Origin of the sequence: Amycolatopsis sp. NPDC048633 (assembly GCF_040650695.1) — a bacterium.
Classification (GTDB): Bacteria; Actinomycetota; Actinomycetes; order Mycobacteriales; family Pseudonocardiaceae; genus Amycolatopsis.
The window spans coordinates 22,717-38,281 of the sequence record NZ_JBEZHS010000012.1 but is presented as its reverse complement, the minus strand read 5'-3'; the positions used below and the strand labels follow the sequence as shown (position 1 = coordinate 38,281).

Below are 15,565 nucleotides of genomic sequence, written 5' to 3'. Positions count from 1 at the left end.
GGCTGCGACTACGGTAGGCGCATGAGCCTTGGCGATGAACGGGAGCTTGTGCCGCTGGGAGCCGGCTTCGACGTGGCGAAGCGCGGGTACAGCCGAGCACAGGTCGACGAGCACCTCGAACGGCTGGACGCCGACCTGAAGATGCTCACCGCGGATCGGGACGCCGCCATCGCGCAGGCCGGCGACCTGGCTCGCCAGCTGGAGATCGCGCGCGGCGAGATCGCGGACCTGCGCGGGCAGGTCGACCGGCTGGCCCAGCCGCCGACGAGCGTCGAAGGCCTGTCCGAGCGGCTGCAGCGGATGCTGCGCCTCGCACAGGACGAGTCCGCCGACACGCGCGCCCGCGCCGAAGCCGAGGCCGGGCACATCCGGGCCAAGGCCGAGACGGACGCGAGCGCCATGCGCGCCCGCTACGAGCAGCTGCTCACCGAGCTCGACCTGCGCCGCAAGGAGATGGAGGCGGAGCACCGCAAGGTGCTCGAGGACGCCCGCGCGCAGGCCAAGGAGATCACCGACAAGGCCGAGGCGGAGCGCACGCGGCTCGACACCGAGTCGTCGGACCGCCGGACCAAGGTCGAAGAGGACTTCGAGATCGCGATGGCCTCGCGCCGCACCGAGGCGATGCGCGTGCTGGCCGAGCAGGAGGCGGCGAGCAAGGCCGAGGCCGCCCGCCGCGTCCAGGAAGCGACGCAGGACGCCGCCGACATCCGCGCGAAGATCCTCGAAGAGGAAAAGACCACGAAGGCCGAGATCGACCGCCGTCAGCGGGAGTCGGTCGCGGACGCGAACAAGCGCCGTCAGGATTCGCTCAACGAGGCGAACGCCCGGCTCGCGGAGGCCGCCGACGAGGCGCGGCGCCGCGTGACGACGGCGACCGAGGAGTCGAACCGGCGGATCACCCAGGCCAACGAGCGCGTCGACAGCCTGCGCAAGGTGCGCGGCGGGCTGGCCGAGCAGGTCCGCGCGGCGCGCGCGGTGCTGGCCGAGGCCCACACCGTCCTCGGCGACGAGGTCAAGGTGCCCGCGGACGTCACGACCGACCTCAAGGCCGAGGACCTGAAGGCCGAGGACAACGGCAAGACGAAGCCGGTGGGCGACGTCGAGGAGACCATCCGGATCAAGGCGTCCGACGTCCCGAAGCCGCAGCCGACCCCCAAGCAGGCACCCAAGCAAGCGCCCAAGCCGGCTCCGAAGCCCAGTCCGCGGCCAAGCGGAGCGCAGAAAGCGACTGGCGAGTAACCTTCCACCCGACAAGGGCGCGGACGAGCCTGCGCGGTCGCTGCCGACCGGTTATCGTCCCAGCTCACGCGGGATCACCTGGAGGTTTTGCGCATGGGTGCGGCATATCGGACCGTGGTGGTGGGCACGGACGGCTCGGAGTCCTCGTTCGCGGCGGTGGACCGCGCGGCGGCGGTGGCCGGCGACGCCGGGGCGACGCTCGTCATCACGTGCGCGTTCTACCCGGCCAGCAAGACCGACGTCGACAAGGCCCAGGACGTCCTCGGCGACGAGGCGTACCAGGTCGTCGGCTCGGCGCCGGCCGAGGACACCCTGCAGTCGGCGCGGGACCGCGCGGTGCGGGCCGGCGCGGAGAAGATCGACACGGTCGCGGTCAAGGGCGACCCGGTCGACTCGCTGCGCAAGGTCGTGCACGAGCGCGAGGCCGACCTGCTGGTGGTCGGCAACCGCGGGCTGAACACGATCGCCGGCCGGATCCTGGGCTCGGTGCCGGCGGAGGTCGCGCGCAAGTCCGGCGTGGACGTGCTGATCGTCCACACGACCTGAGCGCGTGACCGATTCGAGCGAAGAGCTCCAGCAGCGGCTCGAACGCGTCCTGCTCGGCGGCAGGCGGAAGTACACGCGGCTCGAAGTGGCCGAGAAAGCCGGCGTGCCCGAAGAACGGTCACGCCGGCTCTGGCGCGCGCTGGGGTTCGCGACGGTCCGCGACGACGAGGTCGTCTTCACCGACGCGGACGTCGAGGCGATGCGGACGGCGGACCAGCTGGTCCAGTCGGGGCTGATCGACCCGACCATCGAGGTGTCGGTGACCCGCGCGCTCGGCCAGCACCTGTCGCGGCTGGCCGAGTGGCAGGTCGACATGCTGTTCGAGCTGATCAAGGAGCAGCCGGAGCTGGGCCGCAGCGAGCGCCAGGTGGCGCGCCTGGTCGACCGGCTGCTGCCGGAGCTCGAGCGGGTGCAGAACTTCGTCTGGCGCCGGCACCTGGCGGCGTACGCCGGCCGGGCGTTCGCGGCGCCGGACGAGAGCCTGGAGGCGCGCACCCAGGTGGTCGGGTTCGTCGACATGGTCGGCTACACGCGCCTGACGCGCCAGATCGACGAAGAAGAGCTGAGCCGGGTGCTCGACGCGTTCGAGCTGCTCGCGGCGGAGACGATCGCCGAGCACCACGGCCGCGTGGTGAAGATGATCGGCGACGAGGTCCTGTTCGTCGCGGACGCGGCGGTCGACGCGGCGGAGATCGCCCTGGCGCTGACGGAACGCACGTCGGCGGACGAGAGCCTGCCGGCGGTCCGCGCGGGAATGGCGTCGGGCCGGATCCTGTCGCGCTTCGGCGACGTGTACGGATCGGTGGTCAACCTGGCGGCCCGCCTGACGTCGGTGGCCCGCCCGGGCACGATCCTGGTGGACCGGGAGCTGGCTTCGGAGCTTTCGGGGGAGAAGGCGTACGAGCTGCGGCCGCGCCGGCCGGTGACGGTCCGCGGGTACAACCGCCTCCGCCCGGCGGCGCTGCGGCGAGCCGGCGAGGCGCCGACGGGGATGTTCGCGAGTTCGCAGGCACTGGCGGCGGAGATGCTGGGTCTCACGGATCCGGCTGCCGAGAACGAGACCGAGTCACGCCCTCGCCGCCGGCGGCGAGGGCGTGTCCGCTGATCAGGCGTCGAAGTCGACCGTGATCGTCTCCGAGACCGGGTAGGACTGGCACGTCAGCACGAAACCCGCCTCGACCTCCGCCTCTTCCAGCGCGAAGTTCCGCCGCAGATCGACCTCGCCCTCTGTGACGCGCGCCCGGCACGTGCCGCACACCCCGCCCTTGCACGCGAACGGCAGGTCCGGGCGGAAACGCTGGGCGCCATCCAGGACCGAGGACGACCGGGGCAGCGTCATGGACGAAGAACGGCCGTCCAGGACCACACGGACTTCCGAAGACTCCCCCGCCACCGTCGGATCGAGATGCTCCACCGGCGCAGGTGGGGTGTCGACGTAGAACAGCTCCTGGTGGATCCGCGCGCGCGGTACCTCCAGGGACGCCAGCAGCTCCTGCGCGCCCGTCACCATCTCGAACGGGCCGCACAGCCACCAATGGTCCACAGAGGACACCGGGACCAGGGAAGAGAACAGCGTACGCAGCTTCGGCACATCCAGGCGCCCTGTGAACAGCTCCGCCTCGCGCGGCTCGCGCGACAGCACGTGGATCAGCTCCAGCCGTGATGGCGCCCGGTCCTTCAGATCCGCCAGCTCGTCCGCGAACATCACCGTGTCCGTGCGGCGGTTTCCGTACAGCACCGTCACCGTCGCGTCCGGCGTCGCCAGCAGCGACGACACGATCGACAGCACCGGGGTGATGCCCGAGCCGGCCGCGATCAGGACGTGGTGGCCGCCTTCCGCCAGGTCCGGGGTGAACGACCCGGTGGGCGTGGCCACCTCGATCGTGTCGCCCGCGCGGACGTCGTTCACCAGCCAGGACGAGAACAAGCCGTCCGGGACCAGCCGGACGCCCACCCGGGGCGCCGTGCCCGCCGCCGCGCAGATCGAGTACGACCGGCGCTCGTCGCGGCCCTCGACCGAACGGCGCAGCGTCAACGACTGGCCCGGTTTGAAGGCGAATTCGGAGGACAAAGCAGTCGGCACGTCGAACGTCACGGCGACCGCGTCGTCGCACAACCGCGTGACGCCCGCGACCTTCAGGGGATGAAACGCCACCTCAGAGCTCCTTGACGTGCTCGAACGGCTCGGCACACGCACGGCAGCGCCGCAGCGCCTTGCACGCCGTCGCGCCGAAGCGGGACTGCTCCTCCGTGTCCGCCGACCCGCACAACGGACAGCGAACCACCGACACCGGCGCCGACAGCGTCAGCGGGATCGGCCCCGCCCGCCGCGGTGCCGCGCCCGGCGGGGCGATGCCGGCCGAGGCCAGCTTCTGGCGCCCCATGGCCGAAATCCAGTCCGACGACCAGGCCGGCGACAGCTGCGTTCGGATCTCGACGTCCGCGAAGCCCGCCGAAACCAGCGCGTGCTCCAGGTCGTCGCGCATCGTGTCCATCGCCGGGCAGCCCGTGTACGTCGGCGTGATCGCCACGACGACGCGACCGTCCGATTCGGACACCGAGCGCAGCACGCCCAGGTCAGCCAGCGTCAGCATCGGCAGCTCGGGGTCGGTGACCGTCGCGGCGACAGCCTCGGCGGTCACCATTTCGCGTCCGGCATCGCCCGGGCCACGCTCTGCAGCTCCGCCACCAGGAACCCCATCTGCTCGGTGTGGACGCCGTCGCGGCCCGTCCGGCCCGAGACGCCGGCCAGCTCACCGGCGGCAGGCAAGACCAGCGTCGCCGCGGAAAGCGCCTGCTCCACGACAAGATCGAACTCCGGCCGCAGCGTGGCCGCGTCCAGCAGCTCCAGCGGGTGCGTGCGGAACAGCTCCCCGACGTACGGCCACACCGCGTCGAGCCCTTCCTGCATCCGCTCGTGCGACAACGGCGTGCCGTCGCCCAGGCGGACCAGCCACTGCGCCGCGTAGTCGCGGTGGTAGGTCACTTCCTTGACGCCCTTGTCCGCGATGGCGGCCAGCACCGGGTCGACCGACGACACCAGCCGCTGCAACAAAGCCAGCCGCCACGTCGAGAACACGAACAGCCGCGCGATCAGGTGCCCGAAGTGCCCGCCGCCCAGCTCCGCGAGCCGGACGTTGCGGAACTCGTTCTCCATGCGCTCGAACGCGAACGAGTCTTCCGAACGCGACGAACCGTCGGCCTTGCCGGCGCGCGCGAGCAGCAGCCGCGCCTGGCCGAGCAGGTCGAGGCCGATGTTCGCGATCGCGACCTCGTCCTCCAGCTCGGGCGCGTTCGTGCACCACTCCTGCAGCCGGTGGGAGAAGATCAGCGCGTCGTCGCCGAGCATGAGGCAGTAGGCGGCGAGGGCCGCACCGTCCACACCGGATGGAACGGAAGTGTCCACACCGGACAGCGGGTCCTCGAAACCGGTGCCGAACGCCCAGCGGGCGTCGTTCTCCTCGGTCAGCGACTCGTAGACGTTGTCGAAACTCATATGTGCGGCACCTCCTCGGGGATTTCGTAGAACGTCGGGTGCCGATAGACCTTGTCGCCGCTCGGCGCGAAGAACGGGTCCTTCTCGTCCGGCGACGACGCGGTGATGTCCGAAGCCCGCACGACCCAGATCGACACGCCTTCGTTGCGGCGGGTGTAGAGGTCACGCGCGTGGTGCAGCGCCATCTGGTCGTCGGCCGCGTGCAGCGACCCGACGTGCACGTGGTTCAGCCCGCGCTTGCCGCGGACGAACACCTCGTACAGCGGCCAGTCGTGCTTGACCGGGCCGGGAGCGGCGGGAACGCCCTCCAGCGGGACGGCCCCGTGGCCGCCTTCGGCAGTCAGGTCACTCACTTCCGCTCCTCCTTCTTGGCCGCGTGCGCCACGGCGGCCTCGCGGACCCACGCGCCGTCGTCGTGCGCGCGACGCCGGTGGGCGACGCGCGAAGCGTTGCACGGACCGTTGCCCTTCAACACGTTCTTGAACTCGTCCCAGTCCACCGCACCGAAGTCGTAGTGCTCACGTTCCGAATTCCACTTCAACGAAGGGTCCGGGAACGTGACGCCCAGCGCGGCGGCCTGCGGCACCGACATGTCGACGAAGCGCTGGCGCAGCTCGTCGTTGGTGTGGCGCTTGACCTTCCACGCCATCGACTGCGCGGTGTTCGGCGAGTCGGCGTCCGGCGGGCCGAACATCATCAGCGACGGCCACCACCAGCGGTTGACGGCCTCCTGGACCATTTCGCGCTGCTGCGCAGTCCCGCGCATCATCGTCATCAGCAGCTCGAAACCTTGCCGCTGGTGGAAGGACTCTTCCTTGCAGATCCGAATCATCGCCCGCGCGTACGGCCCGTAGGACGAGCGGCACAGAGGCACCTGGTTGCAGATCGCCGCGCCGTCGACCAGCCAGCCGATCACGCCGACGTCGGCGAAGGTGAGCGTCGGGTAGTTGAAGATCGACGAGTACTTCTGCTTGCCCGTGATCAGCTTGTCGGTGAGGTCCGCGCGGTCGGCGCCCAGCGTCGCCGCCGCGGAGTACAGGTAGAGGCCGTGGCCGGCTTCGTCCTGGACCTTGGCCAGCAGGATCGCCTTGCGCCGCAGCGACGGCGCGCGCGTGATCCAGTTGCCCTCGGGCTGCATGCCGATGATCTCCGAGTGCGCGTGCTGCGCGATCTGCCGGATCATCGTCTTGCGGTAACCCTCGGGCACCCAGTCGCGCGGCTCGATCCGCTGGTCGCGCTCGATGGTGTGCTCGAAGTGCTCCTCGAGCGAGACGGTGGCGGTCACGGCTGCTCCTTCGACACGAGCGTCAGGACGTCGTACTTGGCGACGGACTCGCCGTCGGCGTTGGTGACGTCGGCGTCCCAGCGGACCTCGCCGTACTCCTGGTCGATCCGCGGGGTGATCTGCTTGGCGGTGAGCGTCACCGTCAGCGAGTCGCCGACCTTGACCGGGGTGAGGAACCGCAGGTTCTCCAGGCCGTAGTTGGCCAGGACCGGGCCGGGCTCGGGCGAGACGAACAACCCGGCCGCGAACGAGACGACCAGGTAGCCGTGCGCGACGATCCCGCCGAACAGCGGGTTCGCGGCCGCGGCCGCGGGGTCGGTGTGGGCGTAGAACGTGTCGCCGGTGAACTCGGCGAAGTGGTCGACGTCTTCCTGGCTGACGGTCCGCGGCCCGGCGACGACCGAGTCACCGATGCGAAGCTCGGCCAGGGATTTCCGGAACGGGTGGACGTCGCCTTCGGTGCGCGGCGCGCCGGTCACCCAGCGGCCGGTCACGGACGAAAGCACGGCCGGCGAGCCCTGGACCGCCGTGCGCTGCATGTGGTGCAGCACGCCGCGGATGCCGCCCATCTCCTCGCCGCCGCCCGCGCGACCGGGGCCGCCGTGGACGAGCTGCGGCATCGGCGAGCCGTGGCCGGTCGACTCCTTCGCGTCGTCGGCGTCCAGCACCAGCAGGCGGCCGTGGAACGGTGCCGCGCCGAGGACGACGTCGCGCACGAACTCCCTGTCGGCGGAGACCACGGATCCGGCGAGGCTGCCGCCACCGCGTGCCGCGAAGTCGATGACCTGCTCGGTGGACGTGTAGGGCATCAGCGTCGAGACCGGGCCGAACGCCTCGACCTCGTGCGGCTCCGACCGCTCCGGGTCCGCCTTCAGCAGCACCGGGGAGATGAACGCGCCACGCTCGGCGTCCGCGTCGACGACCTCGACCTTCTCCGGGTCGCCGAACACGACGCTGCCGGCGTCCAGCAGCGCCTTCAGCGACCGCCGGACCTCCTCGCGCTGCTCCAGGCTGGCCAGCGCGCCCATCCGGACGCCCTCGGCGGTGGGGTTGCCGACGGTGACCTTCGCGAGCCGCTCGGACGCGGCGGAAGCGACGTCGTCCAGCAGCGAAGCCGGGACGAACGCGCGGCGGATGGCGGTGCACTTCTGGCCCGCCTTGACCGTCATCTCGGAGGTCAGCTGCTTGACGAACAGGTCGAACTCGGTGGTGCCCTTGACCGCGTCCGGGCCGAGGATCGAGCAGTTCAGCGAGTCGGCCTCGGCGTTGAACCGGACGGCGTTGCGGATGATCGCCGGGTGCGCCCGCAGCTTCTGGGCGGTCGACGCCGAGCCGGTGAAGGACACCAGGTCCTGCGCGGTCACGTGGTCGAGGAGGTCGCCGACGCTGCCCGCGACGAACTGCAGCGAGCCCTCCGGCAGGATCCCGGACCCGATGATCAGCTCGACCAGCCGCGCGGTCAGGTACGCCGTCGAGCTCGCCGGCTTGACCAGGCTCGGGACGCCGGCGAGGAACGCGGGGGCGAACTTCTCCAGCGGCCCCCACACCGGGAAGTTGAACGCGTTGATCTGCACCGCGACGCCCCGCAGCGGGGTCGCGATGTGCTGCGCTACGAACGTGCCGCCCTTGCTCAGCGGCTCGACGTTGCCCTCGACGTAGACGGTGTCGTTCGGCAGCTCGCGCTTGCCCTTCGAGCCGTAGCTGAAGAGGACGCCGATGCCGCCGTCGATGTCGAACTTCGAGTCACCCAGCGTGGCGCCCGTGCGCGCGGAGAGTGCGTACAGCTCCTCGCGGTGCTCACGCAGGTGCGAGGCCAGCGCCTTCAGCAACGCCGCACGCTGGTGGAACGTCAGCTCGCGCAGCGCCGGGCCACCGACCCGGCGGCCGTACTCCAGCGCACCCGCGAAGTCGACGCCCGCCGACGAGATCCGGGCGACCTCCTCGCCCGTGGCCGCGTCGTGCAGCGGGACGCCGTCGTCCGCCGTGTGCCACTCCCCGGAGACGTAGCTGCGCAGCACTGCCATCAGGTCCCGACCTCCACCGAATTACCTACCGGACGTTCAGTTATTTGCATGGTAGCCGCCGGGCCCCGAGATCGGAAGGGGCGGCGCTTGACACCGGCGGGGGCCACTGCCTTTACTGAGCGGCACCCCCAGGTGACCGTCCATTCGGTAAGTCAGGCACGGAGGACGAATGACCAACGCCGCGCACACCATGTTCGCCGCCGACGAGGCCTCGCGCGCGCTGGGCATCGAGCTGGTGGAAGCCGGAGACGGCCGCGCCGTGGCGACCATGACGATCACGCGCGAGATGGTCAACGGCCACGACATCGCGCACGGCGGGTACGTCTTCCTGCTCGCCGACACCGCCTTCGCGTGCGCCTGCAACACGCACGGCCCGGTGACGGTCGCCGCGGGCGCTGAAATCTCCTTCGTCGCGGCCGGCCGGCTCGGGGACCACCTCGTCGCCACGGCCACCGAGCGCACTCGCTACGGCCGCAACGGCATCTACGACGTCACGGTGCACCGGGAGACCCCCGACGGGCCCGAGGTCGTCGCCGAATTCCGCGGCCGCAGCCGCGTCCTCTCCGCGAAACGGGAAGAAGCATGATCGAGGCGAACATCTCCGCCGACGAGCTGGCCGCGCTGCAGCTCGAACGTCTGCAGTGGACGCTCCGGCACGCGTACACGAACGTGCCCGCGTACACGAAGAAGTTCGACGAGGCCGGCGTCCACCCGGACGACTGCAAGGAACTCTCCGACCTCGCCAAGTTCCCGTTCACGACCAAGCAGGACCTGCGGGAGAACTACCCCTTCGGGATGTTCGCCGTGCCGCAGGACCAGGTGCGGCGCATCCACGCCTCCAGCGGCACCACCGGCAAGGCCACCGTCGTCGGGTACACCGAGCAGGACATCGACACCTGGGCGACGGTGATGGCCCGGTCGATCCACGCGGCGGGCGGCCGTCCGGGCCACAAGGTCCACGTGGCGTACGGGTACGGCCTGTTCACCGGCGGGCTGGGCGCGCACTACGGCGCGGAGAAGCTGGGCTGCACGGTGATCCCGGCGTCCGGCGGGATGACGGCGCGGCAGGTGCAGCTGATCACCGACTTCCGGCCCGAGGTCATCATGGTGACGCCGTCGTACATGCTGACGCTGCTCGACGAGTTCGAGCGCCAGGGCGTCGACCCGCGGGCGAGTTCCCTGAAGGTGGGCATCTTCGGCGCCGAGCCGTGGACCGAGCAGATGCGCGCCGAGATCGAGGAGCGGTTCGCGATCGACGCCGTCGACATCTACGGGCTGTCCGAGGTGATGGGCCCGGGCGTCGCGCAGGAGTGCGTCGAGACGAAGGACGGCCTGCACATCTGGGAGGACCACTTCTTCCCCGAGGTGATCGACCCCTTCGACGAGCACGTCCTGGGCGGCGGCGAGACCGGCGAGCTGGTGTTCACGTCGCTGACCAAGCAGGCGCTGCCGATCATCCGCTACCGCACCCGCGACCTGACGGCGTTGAACCCGGGGACCGCGCGCCCGGCGTTCCGGCGGATGGACAAGGTCACCGGCCGCACCGACGACCTGATCATCCTGCGCGGGGTCAACGTCTTCCCGACACAGATCGAGGAGATCGTGCTGCGCACCGCCGGGCTGAGCCCGCACTTCCAGCTCGTCCGGTCCACGCGCGGGCGGCTCGACCACCTGACCGTGCTGGTCGAGGCGCGGCACGACGCCACCGAGGCCGACCGCTCGCAGGCTGTCACCTCGCTGGTCGCGGGGGTCAAGGACGGCGTCGGGGTGACGGTGTCGGTGGACGTCGTCGAACCGGACACCCTGGAGCGGTCCATGGGCAAGATGCGGCGGATCATCGACCAGCGGGAGACGTCGTGACGGCGCCCCGGCGCGGACGTCCCGGCTACGACCTCGAATCGCTGCTGCAGGTAGCGGTGAAGCTCTTCAACGAGCGCGGCTACGACGGCACGAGCATGGAGGACCTCTCCCGCAAGCTCGGCATCACGAAGTCGGCGATCTACCACCACGTGCCCAGCAAGGAGGAGCTGCTGCGGCTGTCGGTCGACCGGGCGCTGGACGGGCTGTTCGCCGTCGCGGCGGAGACGACCGAACTGGACGGGCGCGCGATCGACCGGCTGGAGCACCTGGTGCGCGGCAGCGTGCTGGTGCTCGCCGACCGGCTGCCGTTCGTGACGCTGCTGCTGCGCGTGCGCGGCAACACGAAGGTGGAGCGAGCGGCTTTGCTGCGGCGGCGCGAGTTCGACCGCCTGGTGACGGATCTGGTGAAGCAGGCGGAAGCCGAGGGCGACATCCGCCCGGACGTCGACCCGGCGGTGACCGCCCGGCTGATCTTCGGCATGGTGAACTCGCTGATCGAGTGGTACAAACCGCGGCGCGGCTCGTCGGCGACCGAGGTGGCGGACGCGGTGTGCAAGGTGGCTTTCGAAGGCCTGCGCACCGGATCAGGACGCTGAACCGCCGGGTAGGAACGCTTCGGCACCTTCAATGTGGGTCGGATCGACCCCGGTGAAGTCCGCCCCCTCGGGGATTTTCGCATCGGTGAAGAACGACTGGTCCTTGAATTCCGCCTGGGCGAACTTCGTGCCGGCCTGGAAGTGGCACAGCGCAAAGGACGCGCCACCCAGGAACCTGGTGCGGTCGAAGGAGGCATTGCGCCGAAACCTGCACCCGAAGAACCATGTTCGCCCAATGAAGGCTGCTGCGTCGAAGAAGGCGGAATCGAAGTGCGCTTGCACGAACCTGGAAGTGCCGGTGAACACCGCGTCCCTGAACACGGCCGTGTCGACGAACGTGGCCCGTTCGAAGTCGGCGCTTCCGACGTGACAGCCTCTGAAGTCGAACCCGACCAGCGTGGCACCCCGGAGGTCGATGTCCGTGTCCGGCCAGAAGCGCAGGCTGGTTGAACTCTCCGGAGACGGCTCGTCAGGCTTCTTGAGGTGCTTCGTCAACAACCGTTGCGCGGTGAGCCGCACTTCGAGCTCGGCCAAGAATTCTTCGGTTCCCGGCCGCTGCACTCTGGGATTCGGTCTCATCCGGTGCGCGACGCCCGGTTTCACCGCACGAGAGGGCACCCCTCGCACCTGTTCGACGCGGACCGCATCGAAAGGTGCCCGGAGGTACGCGCAGAACACCTCGACGATGGTCTGGCGTTGCGCGACATTGTCCTGAGCCACGCGCTCGAGGGCGTACAAACCGCCTTGCCTCACGGCCGCCTTGTCCGAACCCAGTTGCTCCACCGCCTTCACGTACAGGTCGGTCAAGCGACGTTCCGCCGCGTCGTGCTCGGTGGCGGCGGCGACGCGCTCCAGGTGCAGCCGGTTCTGTTCCGCGATGCGCTGCTGGAACTCGAAAGCCCGGTCGGCCGCCTCCTGGTCGACGTGCTTCTGGTTCAGAGCTATCTCGCCGGTCCGCTGGCGGCGGGCCGCCAGCCAGAGAGCGGCCGCGCCGCCGGTGCCGAGGACGATCGTTCCCGCCGTCTTGACCGCGTCGAGCTGGTCGGTGTGCTTGCCGTCGCCGAAAAGGAGCAGCAGGAGCACAGCCAGTCCGATACCGAGGACGATCAGCCCGATCACGAAGAGCGTGATGGCCCGGCTCGAGAGCACGGGGTACGGCTGCACAGGGCTTCCCCGGCGCCTCATCAGTCGTCGGCCTTCTGGGGCGGACGTTCCGCTTGCCAGAGAAGGGCTTCGCGCAGCTGCTCGATCAGCTGCTCGTCGTCCGCTTCGGACGGGTCGATGCCCAGGGGGATCCAGCGCTCGGAGACTTTCGAGCCCTCGTCGTAGCCCGTGATCACTATTCCCGAGTACGACAGGGACTCCTCGTCCGCGCAGTCGCCGTCGGGGAGGGGCTCGTCCGCTTCGAAACCGTCGTCGAAGCTGACGTGGCGATGCTGCAGGCGGACGCTCACCCAGCGTCCGGCCGGCCGGATCGGCGCGTCTTCCTCGGTCATCTGGTTCCTATCCCCCGGTCGCTGGCCTCTGCCGTCTCGTCGCATCCGGGCGCCGGGAAGTTACCGGCCGGTTGTTCCGGTTGCGTAACGACAAAGGTTGGCGCGAAACACCCGTTGCCCGCCACCGGAGTCACTCTCTTGACGAGAAGTCAACTGCTTGTTGACAGCGTGCCGCTCCCCGGCGAGGCTGAGCGGATGACCAGTGGGACCCGGCCGCGGCGCCGCCGCCTCGAACCGGCCGAACGGCGCGCGGAGATCCTCGCCGCCGCCCGGCACCTGTTCGGCGCGGGCAGCTACGCGTCGGTGTCCACTTCGGACATCGCCGAGGCGGCCGGGGTGGCGCGCCCGCTCATCAACCACTACTTCGGCGGCAAGCGCGAGCTGTACCTGGAAGTCGTGCGGCAGCTGATGATCGTGCCGGCGCCGGTCACCGAAGCGCTGCCGGACACGACGATGGAAGAGCGGCTGGCGATCGGTGTCGGGCGGTGGATCGACGTCGTGGACCGCAACCGCGACGCCTGGCTGACCGTGATCGGCCCCGAGTCCGCGGGCCGCGACCCCGAGATCGAGCGGATCATGCTGGAGGCCGACGAAGTCGCCGCCGACCGCGTCCTGGAAGCCGCGCTGATGACCGGCGTCACCGAAGGCCGGGAGGAGCTGCGCGCGATGATCCGGTCGTTCGGCGGGCTGCTGCGGGCCGCGTCGCGCGAGTGGCTGATCCGCGGCACGCTCGACCGCGCGGCCCTGCGCACCTTCCTCACCGATTCGCTCCTCAACCTGCTGAAGATCACCTACCCGGCGGTGCTTGCCGAGCGGCCCGGAAGCGCCGGGCGAACGCCGCCGGCGTCATCCCGGTCCAGCGCTTGAACGCGTAGATGAAGCTCGATGCCTCTGCGTACCCGAGCCGGTACGCGACGTCTTCGACCGACAGGACACCCGTGTCGAGCAGCTCCTCGGCCAGCGCCTGGCGGACCTCGTCGACCAGCGCGCGGTAGCTGGTGCCGGACTCGCTCAGGCGCCGCCGCAGCGTGCGCGTGCTGAGCGTCAGCTGGCGGGCGATCTCGTCCATCCCGGCGTCGACGCCGCCGAGCCGGACCAGGCGCTCCCGGACCTGCTGCGAGATGCCCGAACGGCGGCGTTTGCGCGCGACGAGCGCTTCGCACTGCGCGGCGCACAGGGCGACGGTCTGCTCGTTGGCCTGCGGCAGCGGCAGCGCCAGCAGCGCGGAGTCCAGCGTCGCGCGGCAGGCGTCGGCACCGAACCGCGGCACCAGCCCGAACGCGGTCCGGTAGGCGTCCACTGTGGACGCCTCGTGCCGGAAGCTCAGGTCTTCCAGCACGATCTCCGGCAGCAGGTCGCGCATGACCGAGAAGATCGCCGCCAGGTCCCGCAGCACCAGGAAGCGGGCGACGTCGGCCGGCACGCGGCTGTCGTCGAGCTCCAGCGTCAGGCGGCCGGCCTCCAGCTCGACGTACGGGATGCAGAAGGCGAAGCTGAGGTCGAAGTAGCGCAGGGAGAACAGCATCGCGTCGCGCAGGGTCGGACTGCTGATGCAGGCGAACCCGAAGATGCCGAAGGTGGTGACGCAGTAGCGGCGGCCGAGCTCCAGAGCCGTCGCGTCCGAGCCGTCCAGCTCGGCCAGGGCGCGGACGACGGCCAGCTCCTGACGGGCGTCGACCTGCACCGACGGGTCGGCGAGGAGCTCCGGCGAGAGCGTCGTCGCGGCCAGCAGCTTCCCGGCGGGCAGGCCGCGGTCGGCGGCGAACCGGGTCATCAGCTCGATACTCGCGGTGCCGCGCGGGAAGTCCCAGTCCCCGACGGCGGGCGCGGCGAGCTCGGCCATGGCCGGAAGTATGGATGACGGCCGTTCGCGCGTCGAATCGAGGACCGGAACTGTCCGGGGTGATCGTTAAAGTGACGGCGTGGAGACCTTGAGCCGGCGGGCCGTCAACCGCGCGACGCTGGAGCGCCAGCTGCTGCTGCGCCGCGCGAAGATGTCCGCTCACGACGCCGTCGAGCACCTGGCCGGGCTGCAGGCGCAGGCACCGTTCCCGCCGTACTACGCGTTGTGGTCGCGCCTTCACGGGTTCAAGCCGCAGGAGCTGGCCTCGTTGCTGGAGGAGCGGCGCGTGGTGCGGATCGCGTTGATGCGTGGCACGGTCCACCTGGTGACGGCGGCCGACGCGCTGGCGTGGCGGCCGGTGGTGCAGGTCCTCTACGACCGCGATCTGAAGACCAACACGCAGCACGCCCGTGAGCTGGCCGAGCTGGACCACGACGTCGTCGCCGAGGCGGCGCGGGAGCTGCTGACCCGGTCGGCGCTGTCCTCCACGGCGCTGGGTGCCGAGCTGGCGCGGCGCTGGCCGGACCGCGCTCCGGCGTCCCTGACGCACCTCGCCCGCGGCCGGCTGCCGCTGGTGCAGACTCCGCCCCGGGCGATCTGGGGCAAGGCCGGGCAGACGACGTACGCGTGTCTCGACGAGTGGGTGGGTGTGCCGCTGCCGCCGCCTTCGCCTGCGTCGCTCATCTCGCGGTACCTGCGCGCGTTCGGGCCGGCGACGGTGGCCGATGTGCAGGCGTGGGCGGGCATCACCCGCCTCGGCGAGGTGGCTTCTTCGATGGACCTCCGGCGGTATCGCGACGAGGACGGCCGGGAGCTGCTGGACCTGCCGGAGCTGACCGTGCCGGACGAGGACGTCCCGGCGCCGCCCCGGCTGCTCGGGCCGTTCGACCAGCTGATCCTCTCCTACGCGGACCGGACGCGGGTGATCTCCGACGACTACCGCAAGCGCGTGATCACCCAGAACGGCCTGGTCAAGGGCACCCTGCTGGTCGGCGGGCAGGTGCGGGGCTTCTGGGAGACCACGAAGGCGAAGAAGGCGTCGATCATCGAGCTGTCGCCGTTCGAGAAGCTCCCGAAGCGCGATCTCGCGGCGTTGGAGAGCGCGGCCGGACGACTGCTGAACTGGGCGGAGCCCGACGCGGAGACTCAGGAGGTGCGCACCCACCCGCCGGGATGACGG

17 protein-coding genes are annotated in these 15,565 nt (G+C 70.4%); 8 read left to right on the top strand and 9 right to left on the bottom strand.

The genetic code is table 11. From position 1 onward, the window contains the following. The first annotated feature begins 21 nt into the window (after positions 1-21). From AB0C38_RS22270 to AB0C38_RS22260, 3 genes are all read left to right on the top strand, one after another. Positions 22-1,239, top strand: coding sequence for a chromosome segregation protein (locus tag AB0C38_RS22270; RefSeq protein WP_360676304.1), 1,218 nt, complete (start codon positions 22-24; stop codon positions 1,237-1,239). A gap of 93 nt (positions 1,240-1,332) precedes the next feature. Continuing rightward, positions 1,333-1,785 (top strand): universal stress protein, encoded by a 453-nt coding sequence (locus AB0C38_RS22265; RefSeq protein WP_360676301.1) that lies wholly within the window; start codon positions 1,333-1,335, stop codon positions 1,783-1,785. 4 nt (positions 1,786-1,789) lie between these two features. Further along, positions 1,790-2,890 carry an adenylate/guanylate cyclase domain-containing protein gene (locus AB0C38_RS22260; protein ID WP_360676298.1) on the top strand — a complete coding sequence of 367 codons (1,101 nt, stop codon included), beginning with the start codon at positions 1,790-1,792 and terminating at the stop codon, positions 2,888-2,890. Here AB0C38_RS22260 and paaE read toward each other — a convergent pair whose 3' ends face one another. From paaE to paaZ, 6 genes are read right to left on the bottom strand one after another with little or no spacing between them, the layout of a single operon-like run. Next, complete coding sequence (gene paaE, locus AB0C38_RS22255; RefSeq protein WP_360676295.1) at positions 2,891-3,940, bottom strand: 1,2-phenylacetyl-CoA epoxidase subunit PaaE; 1,050 nt, start codon at positions 3,938-3,940, stop codon at positions 2,891-2,893. A gap of 1 nt (position 3,941) precedes the next feature. Further along, positions 3,942-4,430: a 1,2-phenylacetyl-CoA epoxidase subunit PaaD gene (gene paaD / locus AB0C38_RS22250; protein WP_360676292.1), complete on the bottom strand. Its 489-nt coding sequence runs from the start codon at positions 4,428-4,430 to the stop codon at positions 3,942-3,944. After that, positions 4,424-5,281 (bottom strand): 1,2-phenylacetyl-CoA epoxidase subunit PaaC, encoded by an 858-nt coding sequence (gene paaC, locus AB0C38_RS22245; protein ID WP_360676290.1) that lies wholly within the window; start codon positions 5,279-5,281, stop codon positions 4,424-4,426. Before paaC ends, paaD begins: the two co-directional genes overlap by 7 nt. Continuing rightward, positions 5,278-5,592 carry a 1,2-phenylacetyl-CoA epoxidase subunit PaaB gene (gene paaB / locus AB0C38_RS22240; RefSeq protein WP_360676769.1) on the bottom strand — a complete coding sequence of 105 codons (315 nt, stop codon included), beginning with the start codon at positions 5,590-5,592 and terminating at the stop codon, positions 5,278-5,280. The genes paaC and paaB overlap by 4 nt, the downstream gene beginning before the upstream one ends. Positions 5,593-5,630: 38 nt before the next feature. Continuing rightward, the gene (gene paaA, locus AB0C38_RS22235) at positions 5,631-6,566 is read right to left on the bottom strand and encodes a 1,2-phenylacetyl-CoA epoxidase subunit PaaA (RefSeq protein WP_360676288.1); all 936 of its coding nucleotides are present in this window, start codon (positions 6,564-6,566) and stop codon (positions 5,631-5,633) included. Next, positions 6,563-8,590, bottom strand: a complete 2,028-nt coding sequence (gene paaZ / locus AB0C38_RS22230; RefSeq protein ID WP_360676285.1) for a phenylacetic acid degradation bifunctional protein PaaZ — start codon at positions 8,588-8,590, stop codon at positions 6,563-6,565. Before paaZ ends, paaA begins: the two co-directional genes overlap by 4 nt. 169 nt (positions 8,591-8,759) lie before the next feature. On the opposite strand from paaZ, the gene paaI reads away from it, so the two are divergent. The 3 genes from paaI to AB0C38_RS22215 are packed head-to-tail and all read left to right on the top strand — an operon-like array spanning position 8,760 to position 11,046. Then, positions 8,760-9,176: a hydroxyphenylacetyl-CoA thioesterase PaaI gene (gene paaI / locus AB0C38_RS22225; RefSeq protein WP_360676282.1), complete on the top strand. Its 417-nt coding sequence runs from the start codon at positions 8,760-8,762 to the stop codon at positions 9,174-9,176. Beyond that, on the top strand, positions 9,173-10,450 hold the full coding sequence (paaK, locus tag AB0C38_RS22220) for a phenylacetate--CoA ligase PaaK (protein WP_360676279.1): 1,278 nt from the start codon (positions 9,173-9,175) through the stop codon (positions 10,448-10,450). Before paaI ends, paaK begins: the two co-directional genes overlap by 4 nt. Next, a complete protein-coding gene (locus tag AB0C38_RS22215; RefSeq protein WP_360676275.1) occupies positions 10,447-11,046 on the top strand; it encodes a TetR/AcrR family transcriptional regulator in 600 nt (199 codons plus the stop codon). Before paaK ends, AB0C38_RS22215 begins: the two co-directional genes overlap by 4 nt. Here AB0C38_RS22215 and AB0C38_RS22210 read toward each other — a convergent pair. Then, complete coding sequence (locus AB0C38_RS22210) at positions 11,035-12,210, bottom strand: hypothetical protein (protein ID WP_360676272.1); 1,176 nt, start codon at positions 12,208-12,210, stop codon at positions 11,035-11,037. The two genes, AB0C38_RS22215 and AB0C38_RS22210, sit on opposite strands and share 12 nt — an antisense overlap. Positions 12,211-12,230: 20 nt before the next feature. After that, on the bottom strand, positions 12,231-12,542 hold the full coding sequence (locus AB0C38_RS22205) for a hypothetical protein (protein WP_360676269.1): 312 nt from the start codon (positions 12,540-12,542) through the stop codon (positions 12,231-12,233). A gap of 195 nt (positions 12,543-12,737) precedes the next feature. On the opposite strand from AB0C38_RS22205, the gene AB0C38_RS22200 reads away from it, so the two are divergent. Next, complete coding sequence (locus AB0C38_RS22200; RefSeq protein ID WP_360676266.1) at positions 12,738-13,409, top strand: helix-turn-helix domain-containing protein; 672 nt, start codon at positions 12,738-12,740, stop codon at positions 13,407-13,409. On the opposite strand, the gene AB0C38_RS22195 is transcribed toward AB0C38_RS22200, so the two are convergent. After that, positions 13,330-14,385 (bottom strand): AraC family transcriptional regulator, encoded by a 1,056-nt coding sequence (locus AB0C38_RS22195; protein WP_360676263.1) that lies wholly within the window; start codon positions 14,383-14,385, stop codon positions 13,330-13,332. The two genes, AB0C38_RS22200 and AB0C38_RS22195, sit on opposite strands and share 80 nt — an antisense overlap. Before the next feature lie 79 nt (positions 14,386-14,464). Here AB0C38_RS22195 and AB0C38_RS22190 point away from each other — a divergent pair, with 79 nt between their 5' ends. Next, complete coding sequence (locus AB0C38_RS22190; protein WP_360676260.1) at positions 14,465-15,562, top strand: winged helix DNA-binding domain-containing protein; 1,098 nt, start codon at positions 14,465-14,467, stop codon at positions 15,560-15,562. Positions 15,563-15,565 lie beyond the last annotated feature (3 nt).